This is a genomic window from Candidatus Woesearchaeota archaeon (assembly GCA_016188115.1).
Taxonomy (GTDB): Archaea; Nanobdellota; Nanobdellia; order Woesearchaeales; family GW2011-AR9; genus JACPIK01.
On sequence record JACPIK010000002.1, the window covers coordinates 287,205 to 308,082 of the forward strand.

Annotated in this window: 22 protein-coding genes; 11 read left to right on the plus strand and 11 right to left on the minus strand. The window is 37.1% G+C overall.

Annotated features, from left to right (window positions below):
• Positions 1-2 precede the first annotated feature (2 nt).
• Entirely contained in the window at positions 3-590 is a 588-nt protein-coding gene (locus tag HYV86_01570) for a histidine phosphatase family protein (GenBank protein MBI2572522.1), read from the minus strand.
• On the minus strand, positions 587-2,701 hold the full coding sequence (locus tag HYV86_01575; protein MBI2572523.1) for a hypothetical protein: 2,115 nt from the start codon (positions 2,699-2,701) through the stop codon (positions 587-589). The genes HYV86_01570 and HYV86_01575 overlap by 4 nt, the downstream gene beginning before the upstream one ends.
• A gap of 133 nt (positions 2,702-2,834) precedes the next feature.
• Between HYV86_01575 and HYV86_01580 the strand changes: the two genes are divergently transcribed.
• Both HYV86_01580 and HYV86_01585 read left to right on the plus strand, forming a co-directional pair.
• Positions 2,835-3,473 carry a hypothetical protein gene (locus HYV86_01580; GenBank protein MBI2572524.1) on the plus strand — a complete coding sequence of 213 codons (639 nt, stop codon included), beginning with the start codon at positions 2,835-2,837 and terminating at the stop codon, positions 3,471-3,473.
• A 77-nt stretch (positions 3,474-3,550) separates the two neighbouring features.
• Positions 3,551-4,639, plus strand: coding sequence for a quinone-dependent dihydroorotate dehydrogenase (locus tag HYV86_01585; protein ID MBI2572525.1), 1,089 nt, complete (start codon positions 3,551-3,553; stop codon positions 4,637-4,639).
• Here the strand turns inward: HYV86_01585 and HYV86_01590 are convergent.
• The 5 genes from HYV86_01590 to HYV86_01610 form a co-directional block, all read right to left on the minus strand.
• Positions 4,627-6,108, minus strand: coding sequence for a hypothetical protein (locus tag HYV86_01590; protein ID MBI2572526.1), 1,482 nt, complete (start codon positions 6,106-6,108; stop codon positions 4,627-4,629). The genes HYV86_01585 and HYV86_01590 overlap by 13 nt on opposite strands.
• Before the next feature lie 42 nt (positions 6,109-6,150).
• Positions 6,151-6,504: a hypothetical protein gene (locus HYV86_01595; GenBank protein ID MBI2572527.1), complete on the minus strand. Its 354-nt coding sequence runs from the start codon at positions 6,502-6,504 to the stop codon at positions 6,151-6,153.
• Between the two features lie 2 nt (positions 6,505-6,506).
• Complete coding sequence (locus HYV86_01600) at positions 6,507-6,929, minus strand: DUF2000 domain-containing protein (GenBank protein ID MBI2572528.1); 423 nt, start codon at positions 6,927-6,929, stop codon at positions 6,507-6,509.
• Between the two features lie 75 nt (positions 6,930-7,004).
• A complete protein-coding gene (locus HYV86_01605; GenBank protein ID MBI2572529.1) occupies positions 7,005-7,640 on the minus strand; it encodes a helix-turn-helix domain-containing protein in 636 nt (211 codons plus the stop codon).
• Between the two features lie 57 nt (positions 7,641-7,697).
• Positions 7,698-8,432, minus strand: a complete 735-nt coding sequence (locus tag HYV86_01610) for a hypothetical protein (GenBank protein MBI2572530.1) — start codon at positions 8,430-8,432, stop codon at positions 7,698-7,700.
• Positions 8,433-8,528: 96 nt separating this feature from the next.
• Here HYV86_01610 and HYV86_01615 point away from each other — a divergent pair, with 96 nt between their 5' ends.
• On the plus strand, positions 8,529-9,419 hold the full coding sequence (locus HYV86_01615; GenBank protein ID MBI2572531.1) for a hypothetical protein: 891 nt from the start codon (positions 8,529-8,531) through the stop codon (positions 9,417-9,419).
• Between the two features lie 6 nt (positions 9,420-9,425).
• Here HYV86_01615 and HYV86_01620 read toward each other — a convergent pair whose 3' ends face one another.
• Positions 9,426-10,253, minus strand: coding sequence for a hypothetical protein (locus HYV86_01620; protein ID MBI2572532.1), 828 nt, complete (start codon positions 10,251-10,253; stop codon positions 9,426-9,428).
• A 90-nt stretch (positions 10,254-10,343) separates the two neighbouring features.
• Between HYV86_01620 and HYV86_01625 the strand changes: the two genes are divergently transcribed.
• The 4 genes from HYV86_01625 (at position 10,344) to HYV86_01640 (ending at position 16,511) form a co-directional block, all read left to right on the plus strand.
• A complete protein-coding gene (locus HYV86_01625) occupies positions 10,344-10,913 on the plus strand; it encodes a hypothetical protein (GenBank protein ID MBI2572533.1) in 570 nt (189 codons plus the stop codon).
• A 77-nt stretch (positions 10,914-10,990) separates the two neighbouring features.
• Positions 10,991-12,712, plus strand: a complete 1,722-nt coding sequence (locus HYV86_01630) for a cation:proton antiporter (GenBank protein MBI2572534.1) — start codon at positions 10,991-10,993, stop codon at positions 12,710-12,712.
• Positions 12,712-13,806, plus strand: coding sequence for a hypothetical protein (locus HYV86_01635; GenBank protein ID MBI2572535.1), 1,095 nt, complete (start codon positions 12,712-12,714; stop codon positions 13,804-13,806). Before HYV86_01630 ends, HYV86_01635 begins: the two co-directional genes overlap by 1 nt.
• A 56-nt stretch (positions 13,807-13,862) precedes the next feature.
• On the plus strand, positions 13,863-16,511 hold the full coding sequence (locus HYV86_01640; GenBank protein ID MBI2572536.1) for a cation-transporting P-type ATPase: 2,649 nt from the start codon (positions 13,863-13,865) through the stop codon (positions 16,509-16,511).
• Between the two features lies 1 nt (position 16,512).
• Here the strand turns inward: HYV86_01640 and HYV86_01645 are convergent, their stop codons facing one another.
• A complete protein-coding gene (locus tag HYV86_01645; GenBank protein MBI2572537.1) occupies positions 16,513-17,340 on the minus strand; it encodes a J domain-containing protein in 828 nt (275 codons plus the stop codon).
• A gap of 311 nt (positions 17,341-17,651) precedes the next feature.
• Here HYV86_01645 and HYV86_01650 point away from each other — a divergent pair, with 311 nt between their 5' ends.
• The 3 genes from HYV86_01650 to HYV86_01660 all read left to right on the plus strand — a co-directional run bounded on the left by HYV86_01650 (position 17,652) and on the right by HYV86_01660 (position 19,168).
• Complete coding sequence (locus tag HYV86_01650) at positions 17,652-18,089, plus strand: hypothetical protein (protein MBI2572538.1); 438 nt, start codon at positions 17,652-17,654, stop codon at positions 18,087-18,089.
• 76 nt (positions 18,090-18,165) lie between these two features.
• On the plus strand, positions 18,166-18,426 hold the full coding sequence (locus HYV86_01655) for a hypothetical protein (protein MBI2572539.1): 261 nt from the start codon (positions 18,166-18,168) through the stop codon (positions 18,424-18,426).
• A gap of 235 nt (positions 18,427-18,661) precedes the next feature.
• Complete coding sequence (locus tag HYV86_01660) at positions 18,662-19,168, plus strand: PIN domain-containing protein (protein ID MBI2572540.1); 507 nt, start codon at positions 18,662-18,664, stop codon at positions 19,166-19,168.
• On the opposite strand, the gene HYV86_01665 is transcribed toward HYV86_01660, so the two are convergent.
• Positions 19,165-19,311, minus strand: coding sequence for a hypothetical protein (locus tag HYV86_01665; GenBank protein MBI2572541.1), 147 nt, complete (start codon positions 19,309-19,311; stop codon positions 19,165-19,167). The two genes, HYV86_01660 and HYV86_01665, sit on opposite strands and share 4 nt — an antisense overlap.
• An 86-nt stretch (positions 19,312-19,397) precedes the next feature.
• Here HYV86_01665 and HYV86_01670 point away from each other — a divergent pair, with 86 nt between their 5' ends.
• Entirely contained in the window at positions 19,398-20,585 is a 1,188-nt protein-coding gene (locus HYV86_01670) for a hypothetical protein (protein ID MBI2572542.1), read from the plus strand.
• Between the two features lie 46 nt (positions 20,586-20,631).
• Here HYV86_01670 and HYV86_01675 read toward each other — a convergent pair whose 3' ends face one another.
• On the minus strand, positions 20,632-20,799 hold the full coding sequence (locus tag HYV86_01675) for a DUF1328 domain-containing protein (protein MBI2572543.1): 168 nt from the start codon (positions 20,797-20,799) through the stop codon (positions 20,632-20,634).
• Between the last annotated feature and the right edge of the window lie 79 nt (positions 20,800-20,878).

The following is a 20,878-nucleotide window of genomic DNA, read 5'->3' on the forward strand; positions in this document are numbered from 1 at the left end:
TTTTAATCTATCACTATTTCAATCGTATCCAAAAAGGTAGCGACATTTGCTTCTAATAATTCTCTTAATGATATCTCCTTCAATGGTCTATTCAATGAGTAAATGTAAATTAGCCTCATAAACCACCCATGGGTGATACATAAAATCGTGTTATAATTTAATGTTTTAACGTAATCCAAGAATAGTAAGAATCTTGTAATGGCATCTTCAAATTTTTCAGAATGATGAGAATAATAAAAACGTGTTAGTATTATCGTTCTTAAGTAATGAAAATCTTCAATATCATTAGTGGTAATAATTCCTTTAAAAAAAGTAACTTCCCGTAGAGAATGTGAAGTTTCAAAATTAACACCAGTTATTTTTTTTACTATTTCTGCCGTTTCCATTGCCCTTTTTTCATCAGAACAAACAATAAAGTCTATACTGGAGATAATCTCTTTATCTCTCAAAACGATTTCAGTTCTTTGCTCATCAATACTTGGGTTTACTTTTTTAAGTAATAAATTTTCAAATTCTTCAAATTTCAAGGAGGTATAATCTTTATATTTTCCTTCTAAATATCCATGTCTCATAAAGATTAATTTTTTCATTCCAGTTTCTGATCCTGTCTCACGATTTCAACATAACCGTTTTTTAACATCGAGATACCAATCTGTGTATTTCTTATTGTGTCCAACTCCTCTTGAGCAACCCCTATTACGGGAAGACCATAATCTGATAAAATGGTAAAGAGATGAGAACCAGGTCGTACATTATCGGGAACTAATACCACTCTTGCTTCATTGGGTATTTCTATTGTTTGATCAACAGAATCGACAATGTGTCCCTCTTTTCCTATTTGAACATACATCTTCTGTTGCGGGAGCGATCCAAACACTAGTTTTGGTCTTTTCTCATAGGTTCTAAAATTGCCGGATTCAAGGTCTGATCCAAATAAGGGATCAGGTAATAATTTTTTATCTTTGATTTTCTTACGTAATTCAACTCTATACATTGCCAATCTTGGTGTATCTATTAAATGACTCAATTCACCAAAATCTAAATAGAAAACATCTTTCTCAAGACCACTTAATGCTCCAACTTGTTCATAGAGTTGTTTCAAATGGTCATAATCTCTAAAGAGAGTAAACTTCACTTTTTCTCGGTATTCTAAGACTTTACGCGTTCTACTAATCAACTGAGCAAGATTGTTGTCCGCTATTTCTCTTCCCTGTTTAAAATGACGCTTGGGGGGAAATCCTCTCGGTTCAGATAATTCAAAACTTCCAAGATATCTAAACTCCTCTTGATCTTCTAATTCAAACGATCCAATGCTTTCATCATATACTATTGCATCACGTAACTCTTCAGCAGATTCTTTGCCATATAATCTAGTAATAATCCCAAAAGAGTGTTTTTTTTCTCGTTGTAAAGCCTCAATGTACATTCGTACGTCTTCCAATGCAAAAAAAGCTAGCCGAGCTGCTTTAACATACTCCTTAGCACTGTTTACTCTAATGTCATCTACTAATGTAGTTATATCTCCTATACATGCCTCAATTGAATCATATACCTCTGCAAATTTCTTAAGAGGTGGTTTTTGAGGAATTTCTACTGCCTCAACTGCGTTTCTGTTACGCGCAACTAACTCTTTAAATGGTTCAGAATCTAAACCCACTTGTGTTGCTTGATGAGGAAATTGGATGTAGAGACGAAGTTCTGGATAATTTAACAGATCCGGATTTTCTCTTACGCAGGGTAAATATATTTCATTAACAACATTAATTAAATCTTCTTTCGATATTCCTTTAGGTCTAAACTGAAGAGCATCTCCTGCAAAATTATAATACACTTTTCCATTTAACATGATGGTCCAAGGGAAAATTTCCGTTCCAAGGTCATATCCTAACTCATTTCTTCCTAATTGGACTGCGCCTAAAATCTCTTTACCATCACCTGAAAAGATATAATTAAACGTGGATGCACTAAGATGGGTAGCGTTTGCGTTTCCTAAAATCTCCCTATAATTTCCTACTCCCAAAACTAACTCATCTAGACCTTGATCTTTTAGATGTTGTAAATCTCTATTTAATCTTCTTCTTTCATGTTCGCGCAGGGCAGCATCCGTCGGATTTGGCAATGGTCTTGCCTGCAAGAAAGTCATTTCATTTTCAATTACTGCAAATTCTATATCTGTTGGGATTCCAAAATAGTGTTCAACTTCTCTTGATTTGGCACAAACCTCTCTGATGAACTTAGGATTAATAGGGGAACCCCGTATACTTGCTTTCTCACCTGAGAATGTCACCTCGGTTTCTGATGATTCCCCCTCAACAATTCGTTGGACACATGCTCCTCGACCTCCAGAGATTAAAGTTTGACCATTTAGATTTGAATACGCTACACCAGAGAACTGCATTATTTCACTTAGATCTGGTTGGATAACAACGCTTCCAAAATCATAATAAGAACGAACTTGAAGAATCGCAACTTCTAAATCCTGGTGTGCTACTCCTTTTAATGTAAGAAATTTTCCAGCCGAAGTTTTTGTATGCCCATCTTCTCCTGCAGCACTACTTCGCACAACATAAAGCCTATGTTTATCTAAAAGATTTATATCTATGGGGCCAAAAGTTTCTGGTATCCTAAATCCTCCTTGATAAAGGAGTTGTAAATGCAACCTCTTACCTCCTTGACTTTCCATGCTTTGTTCATTTTCCATATTTTGCTCATCTTTGCCACCGATAATCACTTGTTTTTATTGTTGCCATCACAATTTAATAGTCAAACCTCCTATTTATCTCCGCCGTCTCATTTGCAACATTTTATAAATAAAAGCCACATTATAACAAAATATGTCACAAATAGAACAAGACTTTCGTCTATTTCTTAGCAAAAGACCTGAAATTGAAACCGCGTATCAAGATGGTCTCATCAACCGCCGTTCACTCGCAAGATACATCATCAAACAAGGCGTTGCAAAATCAAACCAAATGGAAGCAGTTATTGCCATGATTCGTCGCTACCCCTTTGCAGAGAAAGTCCGACCACCTAAAGACTTCTTTAACCAAATCAAAATCCACATCAAAGACAACATTGTTATTCTCGATTTTGAAAAAGAGAAAGAACTTGTTCAAAAATTACAAAAGCTCATCACCACCACAAATTATGATCGAGGAGACACTCTCAAAATTGTGGTTGGTTCATCTTCAGTAACTGTTTTCTTAGATGAAGACAATCTCCCTAAAATTAAAGACCTCCTTGACAACGTCAAAATCAAAAAGAAACACTCTCACATCTCAGAAATTAGCCTTCTCTTTCCAGCAGAGGCAAATCAAGAAAGAGGTATCGTCTCAACCCTCACGCGCGAACTAACCATGAACAATATTGTAATTACAGAAATTCTCACTGCCACATCAGAATTATTAATCTACCTCAACGATGATTATACATTGAAAACCTATGATCTACTAAAACGGTTGCAGAAGGGATAGGCTTGTTCATAAAATAACTTTTTTTACAGTCGTTTGTTCCCCAAGTTTTTTAAAGGACTCAGCATCATATTAAAAGTATGTACCAGCGTCTCATAAAACCAATTCTATTTCGATCAGATCCCGAAAAGGTACATGATCGGGCAACCAATACGGGAATCTTTCTAGGAAAACATGCGTTCTCCAAAAAGATTATCTCTACGTGCTTTGCCTATTCTCATCCTTCACTAGTTCAAAAGATCCACAATATTACATTCCAAAATCCTGTTGGCTTAGCCGCAGGTTTTGATAAAAACGCTAATCTGATGGATATTCTTCCCAGTATCGGTTTTGGATTTGAAGAAATTGGTTCAGTCACCGCAAAACCCTGTGCAGGAAATCCTGCTCCACGTTTGTGGCGTGTTCCTGAACGCAAATCTCTCGTAGTGTATTATGGTCTTAAAAATGAAGGCTGTCATGCCATTGCCAAAAAAATACACGGACGTACATTCAAATTCCCTTTGGGCATAAGTATTGCAAAAACGAATTGTGCAGAGACGTGTGATGCCCAAGTGGGAGTAGATGATTACGTAGAAGGCTTTCGTGTTCTTGAACCCTACGCAAATTATCTTACTATTAACATTAGTTGTCCTAATGCCTATGGGGGTCAACCTTTTACTGATCCTAACTTACTAGAGATGCTACTTGCTCAACTTGACACAATCCCTACGACTAAGCCAATTTTCATTAAATTCTCACCAGATTTAACTCTAACGCAAGTAGATGATTTACTCCAAGTTATTAACCAACATCGAATTCATGGTCTTATAATTTCCAATCTGGTCAAAGACAGATCAAAAGCTAATCTCTCTCCAGAGATTCTTGCAAGAATTGGGCCTGGTGGATTGAGCGGAAAAATTGTCGAACCATTTGCCAACGATATGATTTCCTACATCTACCAAAAAACTAAAGGGAAATATACTCTTGTTGGTTGTGGTGGCATCTTTAACGCACAGGATGCGTATGAGAAAATCTGTCGAGGTGCAAGTCTTGTTCAACTTATTACGGGCATGGTTTATGAAGGTCCAGCACTCATAGGTAAAGTAAACAAAAGTCTCGTAGAATTATTAAAAAAAGATGGTTTTACCAATATTTCTCAAGCAGTAGGGAGTAAGAATCATCTTTCATAAAATTTTGCAGCAGAACTAAATCCACTTACTTGTGATGCAGTCTTTCCAGCAAAGACTTCTAGTTTCATTCTTCTATCTTCCAGCATCTCAACAAGAACAACACCTTTTACTTCTGAACCAGGTTGTGCTTTAAGATCGTGCGCTAAACTCAACCTATCCCAATATTGATTAGAATTCCCAATAGTATACTCTGTGGTAACAAGTTCGTATTTCACCAATCCCGATTGAGTATTAACGCTACGTGGTAATGGCGAATTACTTTTTGAACTAAACTGTAATGCCTCTCCATTAAAACCACCTAATGAAATAATAAAATGGTTTTCATCAAGCATATCTGGTGAGAATGAAACATGCGTTTCCCAATATTCTGGTTGTTTAACTCCTTGGTACCCATTGGTATTTTCTACAAACCAATTTCCCTGAAGTGTCCCATCAATGTCTTGGTCAATTTTACCGCCATAAGGTTTTACGCTTCGCAGACTCTTGGCTTGCAATTGTGTCCGTAATGGTTCAATAAATGATTCTAATGGATCAATCGTATGAATTTTCCATTTTTCACGTTCATAATGTTCTGGAACAATAAACCCAGATAATGTAACCTCTTCATCATGAACACTAAAATCGAATGTACTCGCGCGTCCCAATATATCTCCTGCGTTAACAGGAATTGCTGGATACATTGTATTTCCGGATTGGATTTCTCCAATTTTCTCTTTAATCTGAGGCGAGAGAACTAAAACATGAATATACACTGTAAAGAATGTACATGAATGATGAACAACAATCCGGTAATCTTCAATTCCCTCTCCTTTCATACTAAAATAAGTAGGCATACGTCCAATGGATGTAATAACTCCATCAGCAGGGATAAGTACATCTGAAAGACCTGCTAAAGTCGGTTCAGGTTTCCAGTTTGGTGGATAGAAATAACCATGATCGACAGGTGTAACATGATTGCCAATCATTATACCCATTGGGGTAAAAAATTCAATGTCTTCTAATCGTCTAGGTGGGAATGTAAACTGGACTGGTCCGGTGCCATCGCAGCCTTTAGATTCTGTGTTATATTGGGCTTGGTTTTGTTGATTTTGATTAGAATTAGACGGATCATTTTCATTTTGTTGATTCAAAGATGGTTGTTGTGCTAAGACCATCTCATTAAGTCTAGCTTTATGCTCCTCAATCTGATTAGCAGCTATTTTCCCCTCCATATCGTCGAGCCGTTGGATAAGTTGGTCATAATGCGCTTTTCCAATAGAGCCATCTGGTTTTTCATACCAATAATCGATTTCTTTAGCAATCTCATTAAATTGTTGTGTTGCATACTGCTCCCTCTGATTAATATCTGCTTCTCTTGTTTGCTGGTATTGAGTATTCTCTGCCAAGTCTATATTTTGAAGCAAGAAAACGCCAATTCCACCAACGAGAAATGCCAGGACTATGAATATCACTGCGGTCTTTGTATTCATGTATTTAGCCATTATTTTAACATATATAAACCTGCTCTTTCATTAAAAATTCTGTACTCCCCTTCTTAAAGCTGCTTTATATCTCTCTGTTTTACATCCTGTCCACAACAGCTTTTCTAAAGGTTCCATTATTTTACACCAGCCTTTAAATCGATCCTGGTGTTCTTCTACAATGATCTGTGCTTGGTCAGGATGCAATGAGAAGTAAAGGTCAAACAATTTTCCATAAAATCCTTGTTGGGATGCTAAATTATCTAAAATGATTGCTTTTTCGTCCCTACCTTCTAAGAGTCGATTTGTAACATAAGTGTAAGCGCATTCAATTGCCTCAACCCCTCTCTTCCCTTCATATTCAAATCTGACAATGTTTAGGTCAACTACTTCTGCTAATGCCATTTTTACCTCCACAAAGAAAATTTTTTCGTTAACGTGCTAACAGTTGACCAATCCCCAAACAAACAAATCCCCCAATATTCTAAATCTTCCTCTTTCGTCTGTTGAGTTTTCTCATGTTGTTCGACATAGGTCTTATCAATCATGGTGTGAATAAAATCAGTATGCTCAATACCTTGCTCACAAACTAATCTCTTTAACATTTTAATCTGAGAAGAATTCGCTTTCAACACAATGAATGGAATATCAGATATTGCAGGGTGAACACCTCCACTCGCATCATGATAATCCTGTAATCGCAACTTCTCTTTCTCAACACTTCCTCCTATTCCCAACGCCATATGTGCCAATGCATTCATCACTCGTCCTGTCTCAATCTTCTCGTTAAGAACGGCAACTAATTTGTGCTTAAATGGTGTGAACTCCATAGAGAAGAAAAAACCTAACTAACGTATTAATTTTGAGTAGACTATAGTCTATACATTTTTTCCTCTTCTTTTAGTCTACTTAGTCATGAATTCTTTCATCACTTTTTGTTCGGCCTTGCGTAGATGAGACAAAAAAACAGTTTTAGGCACTTTCAACACCTCACAGATCTCCTGAATAGATTTACCACGCGGCCATTCGTAATAGCCTAAATGATATGCAGAAGTCAATGCTTCCCGTTGTTTTTGTGTAATAAGGTCAGAAATAACTCTAACGCCAGAGGAGTTTATACTTACAGGATGATGTGCTTTAAGTTGTTCGTATACTTTAGTAATGTTCTCTTTGTGTGCTGATCCTAATGTCCATATTTCTTTATTTTTCTCAAAGCGAGTTGACGCAAGAGGAAAGCAATTATTCTCAAAGAACATATCTGAAAACTGCTCCATTATACGATTCTTACGACTTGTAACTCGTAAATGCAACGATTGGTCGTCTTGTGAAAGCTCTTCTACTTCCACAACATCACGGCGCTTTCTTAAATATTGTACAATCACGGGAAATTCTTTTTGATTACCACGTACTAAAAGGATATGTGCAACATTACCTTTCACCCATCGACAATCAATCGATGAGAATTCGTATTGTGGAAACTTAGTATGAATCTCTGAACCCCAACAGCCTTCATGGGTAATAGCGAATTGAACTTTGAACATGGAGTGATGATCATTGAGTAGATTATATTTTTTTCTGCTATGTAGATATAAACAAGTTCATACAGTAATTCTGATCTTTTTTTCTGCTGGTCTTATACATTCTCTAATTTTTTCTAAGGTTCTCTCCATAGAAGCAGGATGATGGTCAATCCATTGGATTTCACTAATCTTAGAGGCTTCTTCAAACCATCGACTAACATACGTTAACGCTTGATTGGTGATTTCATCTTTGACTTCTCCTAGTCCTATCACTCCATCAAGATACTTAATAAGAGGTACTATTACAATCGCTTTTTTCATTAAATGAGATTCTCTTAATCCAGCTTCTAGTCCTTGCCTAACTTCTTCTATCAAACCATGCTCTAGTGCTGCGTTTAAGCGCTTACGTATTTGTGCTTCCAGATCAATAGAAGGATCTAAACGGATACCCAAAATTGATGAATACGATTCATCTCTTGTTTCAATTAAACCTTTAAGATATTCTATGCTACCTCCTTCAAAGATAGGTTGTTGTCTGCGAGCTAAGAGATCTTCAACTGTGTCTCTTGCGTAGGTTACATAGTCTGGAATCGAAAGAGGTTCACTTGCTGCAGGAAGTATTCCATATAATCGTTTGGGTACTAAACATGCTCTTAAATCAGCATACCCTGTACCTAAGGGGAAAGCATCAATCGTAAAAGTTCTATCCATATTAACAAGAACACTACGTGCAGTTTCTTGAGCGAGCGCTATAGCAACAGCAGATTTTCCCGAAGTAGTTGCTCCTGTAATTATAATTGGATTTTGATACATACTACGACATTCCATCCATTATTTTATAAAATTTACCATTATAAAGGGATAACAAAAAAGAAAGATTTATAAAAAATTGCTTTAGAACTTATGCATATGGCAAGTGAAAGTCGTTCAACAACAGAACTGGTTCAAAGAATAAATGAGAGTCGCGGTTGTCCCCATCTAGCCAAAGCTTCTGGTATGTCTTCAACCGATCCTGCTAACCTAGATCCTAACGAGCACAAAGCTGAGTACTATCATCTTTTAGGGTGGGCTTTGGATGGTGTTATGGCTCGCGTTGCAGATTTAAGAACTAACTTTGAGGATGGATTAGTTATGTATGAGGGTTCTACTGTGGTCTCCGCTCGAGAAGGAGTGCTAGTAAAAGTAGACGCACACGCATCAAATTTCTTTCGTGCAACGTACTGGCTTCATGAAGGGGTTCATCGAACGATCGATATTGCTACTCAAGTTTGGGAGCAAAAAGTAATAGAAGATCCTCGTTATATTCGTTTAAATCAACTTGTTGATCGCGATCGTAAAGGGGTATTCGGAAATCGAACTGCCCAACAACGCATTTCCGTGGCAGCAAATGAAACAGTAAGAATTAGCTGCAGTTTTCAACGATATGCAGAAGTCTTAGTTCGTCAAGCTCAGGGAAGACCTATTAACTCTAGTGAAATGGATGCTATTTATACAAACAGTTTAACTTCCATAAGCCCTCTTACCCAGCTTCATTTATTTGAAACAGAACTTATCCAAAGGGAGTTAGGGGTAGAATGCTATGGTGGAGACCTCAAAGTATATGGGGGAGTAAAACACTTCGAGCTTGGAGCGCGGCCAAGCGTGGAAATAAAAGATTCTCTTGCAGCAGTCTTGGCTCAAACTCCTGGAACATTCCTGGATGGAATTGTTGGGTGTCCTGGTCTGAAGTATATTCCTGGAATCTGGCGTTGGTTAGGAGATCTTTCTAGAGAGCATACTTACAAATTATTAGATCGATAAACTGTATCATCTCTTCTCCATCAAATATCCTACAAAGTTATACATCGTCTCAGCCAGCGAATAGGTCAACCCTTCCACAAACGTCTTCGTGCCAATTGCATCCCTAAATGATCTCAATGATCGATTTAATCCTTCCAAATCACCTTTAAACGCCAGGGAGGTATAACTCTCAATAGCATCAACAATTAACGAAGCTAATTTCGCATTCTTTCCTATATATTTTCCGATCTCTGTGATCTTATCACCAATCAGATCAAATGTCAAACATAATGAGAACAGACGATACCCCTCCAAAGAGCGTTCGTATTTACAAATATATCTTAAGCAATACAAAATGTTTTGGTCAAGTAGTTTTTCCGATGCTCGTAGTTCTACAATAGTTCCTTTTCCTGTAGCAACCAACAACAAAAGCCGTCCCTGCTCAAGCAGCATAAAACGAATTCGCTGTAAAATTTTCTCGACATTATCTTCCGGAACCACAATCAGATTACGCAGTACGCTTTGTGATCCAGTCTGTTTCTCAATAATCATTCCCATTAACTCCTTTGAGATATCAACAATAAGTGCGGCAGAAGAATGGTTAACAACAATCAAATCATGCCCTTCAATATACACAGAAATTACTTTTTGAAATGCGGCGCTTCTCTCCAGACCACGTAGATCGACTTCAATCTCTCGCACACCAGTCTTACGTGCAGTGCTAATTGTAATCTGTGTACTTTCTTCATTGATGGACACAGTATCTCCTGCTTTCAACCCTCTTTGTGCCAACCATTTAGCAGGTAATGTAACAGTAAGTGCGTTGTCTCCTTGCTTAATCAGTTTACGTTCCATAACACATCAATCATTAACTTATATTACTTATATTCAAAATATCAGTAGAATATAAGTCTTTCGTAAACCAAACCTGTTTGGTGATTAAACATGACTCAAACCAATTATGTAATAACTGCAGCAACTGGATTTCCTACAATTGATCCACAAGGGGGAAGCTCGTCAGATTATATTGTTCATATCCGTAGTTTTCCAGAAGAATACCAACCAACAATTACGTTTCTTACTCAAACTCAAGCAAAGATGGGGGGTGAGTATATGCGTGTTCAAGATCGAATCTTTGAACAACATCCTCGAAATGGTATTAAACATCTTGATAGTGATCCAGAACGCCTTGCCTTACTTCGACTCTCAAATGATCTTGATGCTCGTCTTTATGAATTAACTCGTCCAGTTGGACTCTATAACCTCCCCGAGCGTCATGCGAATCGCCGTATGAGAAAAGCTGGCACTCAAACATTAATCGGTATCACTCTTGACGAACTACCCCTCTGGACACCACTTAACCGCGAACACTTTGCCAAATATGAACCTGAAGATTTTCTTGCAGGATATGGTATTAAATTAGATGATGAGATCAGAAAACACTTAGAACAAGATTATTTCTTTAAGAGAATTCCTGAATTAGGTCAACTTATCCATAAGATTATTTCAACCTAAAACCTCTCTACTCAACCCAAAAAAGGAGATTTTTTAAACTCTTACTCCCATAAAACCATTAAAAAAGAGGTACGCGTATGAGTTTAGGTGTTTTTGTAGAATTTGCACTTATTTTTGCTATTGTTCTACTCTTCGCAGCATTTGCTCGTGTTCTTAAACAGCCACTCATTATTGGTTATATTTTAGCTGGTATTGCTGTAGGTCCATTTTTTCTAAATTTAGTTCAATCCAGTGAAACAGTATCCACCCTTGCGCAGATGGGAGTCACTTTTCTCTTATTCATAGTGGGCATAAGTCTTAATCCTAAAGTTATCAAAGAAGTAGGAAAAGTGTCCTTAATTACTGGAATTGGTCAAGTTATTTTCACATCAATTATTGGGTTTGGTATTTGTAAACTGCTTGGGTACTCAACCCTCACTTCTGTATATGTAAGCGTTGCGTTAACATTTAGTAGCACGATTATCATCATGAAGCTTCTTACCGACAAACGTGATCTTGACACATTGTATGGAAAAATTGCCATTGGGTTTCTCATCGTGCAGGATCTTATTGCGATCCTTATTCTGGTAATTCTCTCATCTGTTCCCAGCGGTGAAAACATTGGTGCGGTTGCAATACATACCTTGCTCAAAATTGTTATCGCCATAGGCATATTGGGGATTATTAGCTGGAAAGTTCTTCCTCCAGTAACTCGTTTTATTGCAAAATCACAAGAATTTCTGCTTCTCTTCTCCATTGGCTGGTGTTTTGTCGTTGCTGCTATTTTTTACTATTTTAATATCTCCATTGAAGCAGGAGCATTACTTGCAGGTGTAACTCTTTCCTCTTCCGCATATAGCTATGAAATCAGTTCTAAGATTAAACCATTACGTGATTTTTTCATTATGCTCTTTTTCGTCTTACTTGGCTCTCAAATGACCTTTGCCAATCTCAGCTCTTATGTGATTCCTATCATCGTCTTATCTCTCTTTATTTTGGTTGCCAATCCTCTTATCATGTTTTTGCTTATGTCCTGGTTGGGTTACACCAAACGCAATAGTTTTTTTACAGGCCTGATTGTTGCGCAAATTAGCGAGTTCTCATTAGTGCTTGTTGCATTAGGCGTTCAATTAGGTCATGTCAATCAAGAAATCCTCTCTCTCGTAACATTTGTAGGATTAATAACCATTGCGGGATCTACCTATCTTGTTTTATCTGGTGACAAAATCTACCCTTATCTTGCAAAATATCTTGCCCTCTTTGAAAGAAAAGGCAAAAAAGTCGACCAATTAGGAACACACACATCTGGATTTTATGATGTTATCCTCTTTGGGTACAATCGTATTGGTTTTGACATTCTCAATGCAATTAAAAAAATAGGTAAAAAAGTGTTGATAGTTGACTACGATCCTGCGGTCATCGAGAAATTAACTCAACAAGGTTTTGACTGTAAATATGGTGATGTCAATGATGTGGAGATGCTTAATGAATTGGACTTTCGGCATTGTAAAATGGCGATCTCAACAATTCCTGTTCAAGAGACCAACATGCTTCTCATTAAAAAAATCAAACAGACTAACAAAAACACCATTATCAAAGTAGTGTCACACCAAATTGACGAAGCGATGGCATTATACGATGCTGGTGCTAGTTATGTTATTATGCCTCATTTTTTGGGTGGAAAACACATTTCTTCCATGATCGAGGAGTATGGGTTTGATAGTCACAAGTTTGGAAAAGAGAAATCTAATCATATCAAATATCTTCATAAACGACGGCAGGTTGGACACGAACATCCTAAAGCGGAAGGACTACGATAATGGTAAAAATTCAAAATGTAAACGGAAGAAGTATCGCCAAAAGCATCACAAAAGAAGTTCCTGTTGGAACAATTCGCGTTAAAGCGAGTACCCTCAAACCATACGAAAAAACCAACACGGGCTGGAAAATATCATCAAAGCAATTTCCAGAACTTCTTCAGGTAGTCAAGCTTTTCAAAGCGCACAACCATCTATCAGATCTTATCGATACAAAAAATTCAGAATTTCTCAAAGGTCAACTTTCATCTAACGGGCAAGAACAAGGGGCGCGTATCAACGTCCTTCCCACCGGAGAAAAACTTGAAAAAGCATTTTCTTTATTCTCACCTCATCTCACCATTCACGATCAAGATTCGCACGATCATTGGGATGTATTATATCAAAATAAAGGTGGTACGTGGTCATACGTGTACACTCTGGCAAAACGTCAACAGCACCGGTCTGGCAAATACAAAAAAGTAGATTTATTTAGCAAGTATTATTCGTTGCTTCTAACCAACGTCACAAAATCTCTGACTAATAAAAAAGATCCTATGGCATTGCCCATGTATACATTGCTTAAAACCAACATGCGTGTCGGCAACGAGATCTACTTTAAAGCGCATGGGCATAAAGGTCTCACCACGCTTACCAAAAAAGATCTTCTCATTAAAGGAAATGTTGTCACATTTCATTTCCTTGCAAAAGATGGAGTTCCTGTTACTCTCACCCATGAATTCCCTCCTCAGTACGTCGGTCGGCTTAAAGCATCACTTGCAACAAAAAAGACCGAAGATTTTATTTTTGACAAAGAAGGCAAATTACTGCATGAGACTGACTTTAAAAAAGCATTCATATCCTATTGTGGTCATGAATTCTATCCTCATATTGTACGTTCCTATTACGCTACAAACCAAGTCAAAACTTTTTTAGCTACCCATAAGAGAACCACTAAAGAACAAATCAAACAACTTTATCTCTCAATCGCCCATGCGTTAGGTCATATGAAGTTTGACAAAAAGAATGACCAATGGCAGGATAATTTTACTGTTACTATTCATAGTTATATTCAACCAGAACTAGTGCAAAAATTAGAAAGCTTAGCTAAAGAGTAACCTCGCAAAAGATCTACAAAAAAATAATTTCAAAGAGATTATATTTTCCCCTCACCATGCAACAACACGGTCTTAGTACTCAAGAAGCAAAAAAAAGAATAACTACAGCGGGTCTTAATGAAATTCAGGAATTTTCTAAAACCACAACTCTACGCATTTTGCTAAGGCAAATACAAGGCAACTTTATTCTGTATCTTCTCTTTTGCGCGCTCATCATCTCTTTTATCGTTGGCAAATTTACTACGGCATATACTATTGCCGGAGTCATTGTCATGGTCATTTCTGTGGGGTTTATTCAAGAGTATCGGGCTGACAAAGCAATCAAAGCCTTGCGCAAAATGATTTTGCCTCTTTCAATTGTTATACGTGATGGGCGCCAACAGCAGATCTCTTCTCTTCAAATTGTGCCAGGGGACATACTCATTTTAAGAAATGGTGAAAAGATCCCTGCGGATTGTATTGTTCTTGAAGAAAAAGACTTGAGTATTGATGAATCTATTTTAACAGGAGAATCAAGGGAAATTCGGAAAAACCCCGCAAAAAGCACGACGAATTATAATGAAACTAACATTCTATTTATGGGCTCATTCATCATGAATGGAAAAGGTGTGGCGCAGGTTATTCATACCGGAATGAATACACGTTTTGGCAAAATTGCCAGCATGATCTCAACAGCTCAAAAAGAACTGCCGCTTCAAGAGAAAGTGAATACTATCGCTAAGTATATGGCGGTTGTTGCGATTATTGTTTCAGTGCTTACGGGCATTCTCATGGTTGTCCAAGCAACTTCCTTTTCTCAAGAATTTTTTATTAATGTGCTTATTCTTATGATCGCATTATCTGTTTCTGCTTTTCCCGAAGGATTTCCTGTGGTGCTTATTACTGCGCTTGCTGCAGGAGCGCATTCCATGGCGAAAAAAAATGTAATTATTAATCGTATGTCTATCATTGAGACTCTTGGTGAAACAACAGTAATTTGTTCGGATAAAACAGGAACGATTACCAAAGGCGAAATGACAGTGAGAAAAGTTATGGTTGATGATTCTATTATTGATGTTACGGGTGTAGGGTATGAATCCATTGGACATTTCTATCACGGAAAAAAGAAGATTGAGGTAGAACCAAAGTCATCTCTTGATCTATTAATAAAAACCGCTGTGATTTGTAATGATTCTACAATAGAAAGAACTAATGAAAATGGAACAAATACCTACCGTCCCATTGGTAACTCTACTGAAGCCGCTTTATTAATTATGGCTGCGAAAGCTGGCAAACATAAAGAAGATTTAGAGTTTACTCGCATTGAAGAAATTCCATTTAACTCTGAAAAAAAATTTATGTCTATATTAACGAGATTTGAAGGAAGTACAACTGTTTTTCTTAAAGGCGCTCCCGAAGTTATACTTTCAAAGTGCACGCAAATACAAATGGGCAATGCGCTGGTTCCATTAACGTTAGCGCAAAAAAAGAAAATCCTAGGACACAACCTGTCCCTAACCTCTCAAACTCTGCGCACGTTAGCATTTGCCTACAAAAAACAATCTTCCACATCCAAACAATGTTCACAAGAAGATCTTGTATTTATCGGTTTAGTGGGAATGGAAGATGCCCCTCGCGAAGGAGTCAAAGAAGCGATTTATTCTTGTATTAAAGCAGGGATCAAAGTAAAAATAATTACCGGAGATAATAAAGAAACTGCGCTCGCCATTGCCAAACAAATTGGTCTTAAAGGCAAAGTTGTTGAAGGCAACGATCTCGACACCATTACGGATAACGAATTAAGAAAGATGATTAATTCAGTGGTTATTTTTGCAAGAGTAAAACCAGAACATAAATTGCGTATTGTCAAAGCGCTCAAAGCCAATGGGGAAATTGTTACTATGACCGGTGATGGCGTTAATGACGCGCCAGCATTAAAAGAAGCTCACATTGGTGTTGCTATGGGAAAAAATGGGACGGATGTTTCTCGTGAAGCTGCCGATATGATTCTCAAAGATGATAACTTTGTGAGTATCGTCACAGCAATTAAAGAAGGCAGAACCATCTTTAAAAATATTCAAAAATTTGTAGCCTATCAGCTTTCTTGCAGTTTAGCAGAGTTAGCAATTCTGTTCTTTGGAGTTTTATTTTCTTCCATATTAGGGTGGCAAATTCCTCTTCTTCTTGCTCTGCAGATTTTATTTATGAATCTTATAACCGATAATCTTCCCGCCGTGACCCTGGGATTTAATCCGTCTTCTGCTGAGGTGATGAATGAACAACCTCGCCGAAAAGTTCCACTTCTCACAAAAAATGTAATCCTATTGCTGCTTTTTAATGGTGCTCTCTTAACATTGTTTGTCTTATTATCCTATTACTTGGCATTTAACGTCTTTCATCAAAGCGTGGAATATGCCCAAACTACCGCATTAGTTACCTTAGTACTCTTAGAAATCGTTGCTGCATTTAATTTTAGATCGTTTCACAAAGGTGTCTTAACTCGATCTCCATTTACTAATATCTATCTTTTTTATGCTTCCGTTATCTCTTTGCTTGCCACTTTTGCAATATTATACACTTCTTTAAATGTCGTCTTTGAAGTTATACCACTTCCATTAGCAGGCTGGGAAATTGCTATTGGCTTTTCCCTTGCGTTGATTATTCTCTTTGACGTGTTAAAATTAATGAATAATCGCATTCATTTCTTTGATATAGAAAGTCGTTAAGTTAGATCGTCAAATTTATCTCGTATAATAAATCCAACTTAGTTTGTGCTGCGATCCAGGTATCTGTTTCAACAAAATATCTTGTTTCTTTTTGAACTCTTTTCGCATGATCATAATCACCAGAAGTTACGCTTCTTGCCATGGCACGAACAGAAGCATTTACAATTTCTCTAATGGCATTTTTAAATTCTAATGGTTGTAATTCATCCGGATTCGCACCAAAAATGCCTCTAGCTTTATGGTATTCATTTTTTGCTCGCAAGACATTTCCCTCTCGCGCATCTTGACAAATACTCTGAGCATACGCATAAGATAACGTCGTTCTCAATGTATCTATTTCCATTCCTGCTGAATCTGATTTGGCGATCCTCTTTGCAAAAGACTCTGCTGATTGATATACTAATACTGCAGAAGAAATGTCTCCTATGTTAAGCGATCTATCTAAAGAATCAGTGTATCCTTCTTGAAAATATCGCAGCGCAATACGTTCTGCTAACTGCGCATATGCTGATGGGATGTTTTGTAGTAGGCTTTCCAACAGGTTATATTCCCTTGTTGCGAGAGGAAAACTCCCTCTTTTTGCAAATGTATCAATGGCATCAAGTTTGTCGCAAATTTGTTGTAATGCTTCGTGAGGTATATAATCATTTGACTCTACGCGTTGCCGTAACATTCGATACGCCTGTTGACTCTTCTCAAACTGTGTTTGTCCCGCAGGGTTCCTATCTGGATGAAATTTCCTTGCAGCAGTTCGATGGGCTAGTATAACCTCTTCAAGCGTTGCACCTTGATCTAGCCCTAACGTCTCGTACGCCTCACCCAAATCCATGTTAAGATCTCTTTTACAAATACTGCTTTTAAATCATTTGGGGCAAATATTGTTTTTTAGTTTGACTTAATGCAGTTAAGTTAGTTTCCTATCTGCAGTGTGGGAAACATGCGTCCGCAGAGTTGTGTTCTCGCTCAACAGAATTACTATGGCAAAAAATGAACCACTATCTATTGACACTGGTACCGATTAACACTTAGTGTTTTTAGTTTTAGTATTTTAGAAGGGGGGCGTTCTGTTAATCTAATCTTGATTTTTGAAATAGAAAACAATATAAAGATTAACTTTCTTATAGTAAACAGGTTTGATTGATGAAAAAATCATTGTATGTTTTTTTGATTGGACTGTCCGTTTTTTTATTTGGATGTAGTTCTGTTCCTGATTTATCAGAGTCAGATGTAGCTACCATTTGTAATATTGATGCTTCATCAATAAAAAAATCTACAAGTAACGTAGGCATAAAATTTCAAATACCCGATCCTGTATTTAAAGGAGTTTACACTTCTCTTTTTATTGATATCGGATTTATTTCATCAGATGAATTTAATCAGTTTAAACAATTGGAAGGAAAAAATGTTAAAGAGTATAATGTTGGCGATGGGTCTATAGCATATGATCAGGTGCCCGCAAGGACATTATTAGTTAAAGATGGTGACCGAGCATACAGAGTTTATTCGTTAATTAAGAATTGTAAGTCTGATGAAAAATTAGTTCAAGTTGCAAATAAATTGATTAGCGGTCGGGAATAGAAAGGAACTCTCCTGTTAAAATTTTAGTGTTAATCATTGTTTAGTTCTTATAAATGTGCCAGGTAAATCAAGATATATGAAACAGACATTAATTACTGCTACTTGTCAAGCAGATGTTTATGGTGTATATTTTCAACGACCTAAACGAAGAGTACAAATATTTTGTGAAGAAGAGGATAAAGTCCATACATATATTGACCCGATTAATAAAGAGAAAGTGATTGACTTATTGGAAAAATGGATTGATATGAAAAATGGGAAATTACCAATTAAACCACTTTCTTGGAAATGTAATATTTGTGAATTTAAAGATGATTGTGTGTTGCTTAAATCTTAAGTTTTTCTCGCCCTTCCTTTCTTAGCCCTTTCTCACGATTGGATCTAACTCTTTATATCCCTAAAAAAATTGTAGGAATATAGTAGTTATGGCCAAGAAATTCTTATTGCCGAAATCTCAAAAAGTGTTATTACTTTATACTCCCAAAATAATGATTTCATTAATTACAACAACCACTGGACGCACTGGTCAAGTCCGAGTTTGATTTAAGAACTATTCTTTAAGATAAATAGGTATGCTAAGAGTATTATTTGATACTAACATCTATGGTAACCTATTGGAAGAGCCAGATGCAGATGAGATTGAGCAACGAATCCAAGACGAAAAAGATTTTGTTGTTTATCACTTCCCTCTAATTCGACAAGAGATTAGAAATATTCCTAGAATTACAAAATCAAGCAGAAAAGCGCGAATCTCTCTTTTGGAGATGTATGATCACATAACAAAAGGCCACTACGTGAGAAATTCTATTGAAATTACGCGTTTAGCGAAGAAATATTATGACCATTACCGTAATCTTGGTGGTACGTACGGGTGGGACACTAACATCCGAATTGACTTTATCATCGTTGCTTGTGCAAGCTTCTACGAATTGGATATAGTGTATTCCAACGACCAAAGAACTATGCTTAGTAAAGATTCACTAAAATCCTATCATCATATTAATCTTAATGAGAACAGACCAACGCCACACTTTCTCAAATATGATAATTTACTTAGGAAGTTTAGAGATAAAAACTAATTAAGAAGTTTATAATCTTTAAGTTTGTAGGTTCCAGTTGTGATCTTCACAAACTTTTTGAGATCTTTATGGAACTGCGGGTCTTTTCGTGACTCTGTTAAGAAACTCTTAAATTCCTCTGAAGATAAGCGTGGTTTTACCATAACTAGAAAGAATATCCCTCTTGATATAAATATTTCGTTTCATTTTAAGTCAACAGAAATTTAAACTATTTACCTATCTGGTTAGCATGTCCCTTCAACGCATCAAATTCAAAGACATTGAACAAGTCCCACATCTCAAAGTAAATAAAGAATTCAAAACGCAATTCCAAGGCTCTGCTCCTGCACCATTCATTGGACGTTACAACTATCCTAACGTCAACATTGGTATTCTTAGTCCACAATTTTCTGGAGACACATCGTATTACGATTCCCCTCAGCTCTGGAGTAAAGGCAACTTCAAAATTGGCTCAGTAGCCTCTCTGCGCTACGGCCTCGTGAATTCACGCAGCCAAGGTAATATCAAACAGCTCAACACGAGATTTGTCCAAACAGTTCAAGAAGTGGGCATGGCTAAAATAACTCCAGAACTTGAAATCCATCTTGCGAAGAAACCAGAACTCAACATTAAACCTGAAAGTGATGTCACGCCGTTTGGTCCTCAAGCTCAAGTTGCCACAGCAAAAATCACAGGCAACGTCAAAGTTAACCAACACGTTGAAAAAGCTGTACAAGATACAGATCTGAAAGCAGTAGACGCGCTCACCACTCTCTACAAACAAGGTCTTGAAGAAGCGCAACTCAACAAAGTCCTCTCAGTCGGCTCTCTTGGTCTCAAACAGAATCGTAAACTCGTACCTACTCGTTGGTCAATTACTGCAGTTGACGATACCATCGGTAAACAACTCATTGAAGAAATCAAAAATTATCCACAAATAGACTATCAAGCCTACTTTGGTGGTAGTTGGGGAAACTACTATCTCATTTTATACTTCACAGACAACCTACGTTATGAACTCTTTGAGACGTATCTTGCGCTAGATACTAACCCTTGGTCAAAAGAAGGCTACAAGTACTCCACTGACTATGAAGACTACAACGGCAGAACCAATTACGCAGAAGAAACAGCTGGTGGCTATTATGCCTGTCGTCTGCCAGTTCTCGAAAAACTTAAAGAACTAAAACGACAAGGTTCTATTCTTGCACTCCGTTTCATCACAGAAGGATATAACCTCCCTTTAGGTGTCTGGGTTTGTCGGCAAGCAACCCGTAAATCTTTACAAGAGCAGTCAGTTACGTTTGCCAGCAAAGAACTAATGCTCAACTATGCCAAAGAGATCATCAAACGTAAATTTGGTTTTGATCTCAACTTACTCCTCAGCGAAAGTCGAATTCTTAAAGAGAATCAACGACAACATAACCTAAATGAATATTAAAATAATTCTTCACTCAGTGTATTAAAAAAATAGAAAAAAAACAGTTTTAGGTTAGTACTCTAAATAATAGCGTCACGATAAAGAAGATGATGAAGATCCAAAACACTAATTTAGCCATGTCAGCACTAAACCAAGCAAGACCTTTCGCACCCAACGCATATGCAATGACCCCAATAATTAAAAAGACCACTGCTAACCAAATTAAATCAATCATGTCTGCAACCTCCTTGTGTAGCTACTAAGAATACTGGTTCTTTTTTCCTTTTAAGAAGACTATGTGTTTTATGTTGGTA